The organism is Streptococcus sp. 1449, from assembly GCF_013276805.1.
Classification (GTDB): Bacteria; Bacillota; Bacilli; order Lactobacillales; family Streptococcaceae; genus Streptococcus; species Streptococcus pseudopneumoniae.
In genome coordinates this window covers 1-4,261 of the sequence record NZ_VMLS01000081.1, presented here as the reverse complement: position 1 = coordinate 4,261, position 4,261 = coordinate 1, and the positions used below count along the sequence as shown (strand labels likewise).

At 40.1% G+C, this 4,261-nt stretch carries 3 protein-coding genes and 4 pseudogenes; all 7 read right to left on the bottom strand.

Annotated elements, in window-relative coordinates:
* Positions 1–464: 464 nt before the first annotated feature.
* Positions 465–2,072 (bottom strand): CTP synthase, encoded by a 1,608-nt coding sequence (locus HT687_RS10705; RefSeq protein ID WP_023937105.1) that lies wholly within the window; start codon positions 2,070–2,072, stop codon positions 465–467.
* 128 nt (positions 2,073–2,200) lie between these two features.
* Positions 2,201–2,326: a hypothetical protein gene (locus HT687_RS12245; RefSeq protein WP_050315417.1), complete on the bottom strand. Its 126-nt coding sequence runs from the start codon at positions 2,324–2,326 to the stop codon at positions 2,201–2,203.
* A gap of 135 nt (positions 2,327–2,461) precedes the next feature.
* On the bottom strand, positions 2,462–3,046 hold the full coding sequence (rpoE, locus tag HT687_RS10700; RefSeq protein ID WP_000418403.1) for a DNA-directed RNA polymerase subunit delta: 585 nt from the start codon (positions 3,044–3,046) through the stop codon (positions 2,462–2,464).
* 127 nt (positions 3,047–3,173) lie between these two features.
* Positions 3,174–3,623 (bottom strand): annotated as a pseudogene (locus tag HT687_RS10695) (GNAT family N-acetyltransferase).
* 4 nt (positions 3,624–3,627) lie between these two features.
* Positions 3,628–3,750 (bottom strand): annotated as a pseudogene (locus HT687_RS10690) (chromosome partitioning protein ParB); the annotation flags it as partial.
* Positions 3,751–3,759: 9 nt separating this feature from the next.
* Positions 3,760–3,867: pseudogene (locus tag HT687_RS10685) on the bottom strand (IS5/IS1182 family transposase); the annotation flags it as partial.
* A 102-nt stretch (positions 3,868–3,969) separates the two neighbouring features.
* Positions 3,970–4,261 (bottom strand): annotated as a pseudogene (locus tag HT687_RS10680) (transposase); the annotation flags it as partial.

The window sequence follows — 4,261 nt, the reverse complement described above, 5'->3', positions numbered from 1 at the left end:
ATAGTATATTGAAACTAGAATAGTACACCTCTATTTCTAAAACATTGTTAGAAATCGATTTGACTGTCCTGAACGATTTATCCTGTTATTATTTCATTTTATTATAGTGGATTAAATTAAAAAAGTATAGTATATTGAATCTATAACAGTACATCTTGACTGCTAAAATATTTCTATAAATTAATTTGACTTTCCTGATAGAGTTGTTCACATCTTATTTCAATTCACTATACAATCCAGTTCCTAAAACTTTGCTAGAAATTGATTTGGCTTTCCGAATTAATTTGTTCAAATTTTATTTCATTTCAATATACTGAAAAATCCATTCACTAGCACAGGGCAAGAGGGAGTCGCTATTGATTTCAAGGGTAGCAGGTACATACAGAGGACTCCTACCTCAGATATACTGCAATATCATCGTATAAAAAAAACCTCTGAGATTCTTCTCAAAGGTTCTGATTTGGCTAATTACTGTTCTCAACCGCTGCAGTAATAAATGCAGTGTAGAGTTCTTCTGGACGATTTGGACGACTTGACAGTTCAGGGTGATACTGACAAGCTACAAAGAATTTATTTTCTGGAATTTCCACAATTTCTACTAAACGATTATCTGGAGAAACTCCTGAGAAGACAAAGCCTGCTGCCTCAAACTGCTCACGGAAGGCATTGTTAAACTCATAACGGTGACGGTGGCGGCGTTGCACCACTTCTTGATTGTGATAAGCAGCCGCTGCCTTAGAGCCACGTTTCAACTTAGACGGATAAAGCCCCAAGCGAAGGGTTCCCCCCATATCCTCAACATCAATCTGATCACGCATGATATCAATGATAGGGTATTTTGTTTCTGGTGCAAGCTCTGCAGAATTGGCACCTTCGAGTCCTAAAACGTGACGAGCAAATTCGATACATGTCAACTGCATTCCCAAGCAGACTCCCAACATTGGAACATCATTTTCACGCGCATAGCGGATGGCTTGGATTTTCCCTTCTGTACCACGTTGACCAAAACCACCTGGTACGATGATCCCGTCCGCATCAGACAAGAGTTCTGCTACATTCTCTGCTGTCACATCATTGGCATTGACCCAATTGATTTTAACTTCTACATCATTGACATAGCCAGAGTGTTTCAAGGCTTCGACCACTGAGATATAGGCATCTTGCAACTCCACATACTTACCAACAAGGGAAATCTTAACTTGTTTCTTGAGGTTCATGACCTTGTCCACCATGGCTGACCATTCTGTCATATCCGCTGCTGGTGCGTCTAATTTCAAATGGTCACAGACAATTTGGTCCATACCTTGTGCCTGCAAGTTCAGTGGAATTTGGTAAAGATGTTCGACATCCAACGATTCGATAACGGCTTCTGGTGCCACATCACAGAACTGGGCCAGTTTATTTTTAATTCCTTGACCAGCTGGCTCTTCTGTACGAATCACCAACATATTTGGTTGGATTCCCAATCCACGCAATTCTTTTACAGAGTGCTGAGTTGGTTTGGTCTTCATTTCACCAGCGGCCTTGAGGTAAGGAAGCAAGGTTGTATGGATGTACATAACATTATCCGCACCCACATCCGCCTTCATCTGACGAAGGGCCTCTAGGAATGGCAAGGACTCGATATCTCCAACAGTTCCACCAACCTCTGTGATAATGACATCAGAGTCGGTCGTTAGAGCGGCACGCTTGATTTTTTCTTTTAAAGCATCTGTGATATGAGGAATAACCTGAACAGTTGCCCCAAGGTATTCTCCACGACGTTCCTTACGAAGAACTTCACTGTAAATTTTACCAGTTGTCACGTTGGAATATTTGTTGAGATTGATATCGATGAAACGTTCATAGTGACCCAAGTCCAAATCTGTCTCAGCTCCGTCATCTGTCACAAAAACTTCCCCGTGCTGGTAAGGACTCATAGTTCCTGGATCAATATTGATATAAGGGTCAAATTTTTGAATGGTTACTTTAAGACCACGATTTTTCAAGAGACGGCCCAGACTCGCTGCCACAATCCCTTTCCCAATAGACGATACCACACCACCAGTTACAAAAATATATTTCGTAGACATAGATTCCTCTTTCTAAAGTGCTCAAGGTCTTGCTAACTACGTGGGGACATAGAAAACAAGACCCTACTAATAAGAATAATCTGGGACGACTGCACCAGATTCACAACTAATACTCTTCGAAAATCTCTTCAAACCGCGTCAACGTCGCCTTGCCGTAGATATGTGTTCCTGACTTTGTCAGTCTTATCTACAACCTCAAAACAGTGTTTTGAGCAGCCTACGGCTAGTTTCCTAGTTTGCTCTTTGATTTTCATTGAGTATAAAATACAAGAAGATAACTTCTTGTAAAAACAAAAATAGCTCCCTAAGAACTAGGGAGCTCCGACCTCTAAAAGAGGTGCCCGAACAATATGATACCTAAAAATAGGATAATTGTCAATAGCTAACTTTTATTCCTCGATGATTTCAGCATCATCATCTGAAAACTCGTCGTCTTCGTTGAGATCCACATCTTCTCCCAAGTCATCTGGAGCGATTTCGTTGATTTCTGCATCATAAGCTTCCACTTCATTTTTTTCATCATCTGGATTTTCATCATCGTATGAAAGAGCTGGATCTGCTTCGTATGCATCTTCGTCTTCTGGATCATCTGCATTGTAGTCAATGGCATCTGAATCACCATCCATAAAGGCATTGACACGTTTTTTCTTAGCTTTTGGTGCTACTTCATCGTCGTCATTTTCTTCAAGAGCGATGATTTCTTCGTCGATTTCGTCCACACCATACCATGAACGAAGACCCCATTTGTTGTCCCCAAGTGAGATGAAGCTACCGTCAAAGTTCAACTCTGTGTAGAACAAAGGCAAAGCTTCGCGGATATCGCTGTTTGATGTTCCAAGGTAGTTTTGAATTTCATTTACAAGATCGCTAAAATGCATCTCATGATCGCGACCACGAAGTTCCAAGATAGCACGCGCTACCTCAATCATAGATAGTTCACTTTTTTCTTGCCCAGCAAATACTTCTAATTCCAAAGCGTTTCTCCTCATTTATACTACTATCGCCAGAGCAAACAGACTCTGACCTCATTTTATCATTTACTCTTTATTTTACGATAATTTTGCGGAATAGTCAAAGGTTAAGGGGGAGAAAGTGGCAGGATTAGACTAATTCCAATATAAAACTCCTTCCTTTTTCTGTTGCTCCATTTTCCACAAATCCAAGCGACTTGAAACACCTCCTAGAAGCATGATTGTAGGTGTAGATTTCCTTAACTCTCAATTCTTTCCATCCTTTTACTCAAGCAAATTCAATCAAAGCACTTAGAATCTTTTTTCCAAGTCCTCGATGTTGGTAAGCGGAATTCCCAATCACAATGGGGAGATTATCCTGAGATAGTGTAATATCCCCAATTGGAAACCATTCTCCCTTCTCCTTGACTTCAATCCAAAAAGGCTCACCATGCCGATCCAAATAGAAATACATGGCTTCCAAGGTCGCTTGACTGTAAGGAAGCTTCACCCCATCTACGAGGTAAACCAAGTTCACATCCTGATACCAAGCAAAAGCTTCCTCACAATGATTGACCTTATAATAAGGAACAAGACACAATGCACTACCTTTTCAACAAAAGAGTTGCTGCTTGATTAAAACCATCACACCAGTTATACCATTTTGCTTCATACCCATCTTGAGCTAGGATACGATCTTCTAAATCAAAAACAGAGTAAATAGACTTCCTGCAAAACTAGAATCCTAGTTCATGATTGATAATACCAACAATCAAATTCATTCGTAATCCGAAGCGTTTACGATGATTTCGATAGGTTGTTGAAAATATTTTAAACGTTTTCATAGTGAGATGAAATAAGAACAGGACAAATCAATCAAGACAGTCAAATCGATTTCTAACAATGTTTTAGAAGTAGAGGTGTACTATTCTAGTTTCAATCTACTATACTTTGTCAAAAATACTCTCAACCTTGATTCTCTCCTTAGATAGCGCATGGTTATAGGCTTTATCTTCAGCTATTAGCGGCTTGAGTTTGCTGGATTTACGTGGAGTTTGTGCTTGAGGATATATCTTCATGAGCCCTTGATAACCACTGTCAGCCAAGATTTTACCAGCTTGTCCGATATTTCTGCGACTCATTTTGAACAACTTCATATCATGACCATAGTTCACATTGATTTCCAAAGAAACAATTCTCCCTGGACTTGTGACAATCCCTTGAGCCTTCATAGCGCGG

Coding starts and splice junctions, on each gene's coding strand:
- HT687_RS10705 (WP_023937105.1), bottom strand. CDS start 2,072: ATGTCTACGAAATATATTTTTGTAACTGGTGGTGTGGTATCGTCTATT.
- HT687_RS12245 (WP_050315417.1), bottom strand. CDS start 2,326: ATGAAAATCAAAGAGCAAACTAGGAAACTAGCCGTAGGCTGCTCAAAA.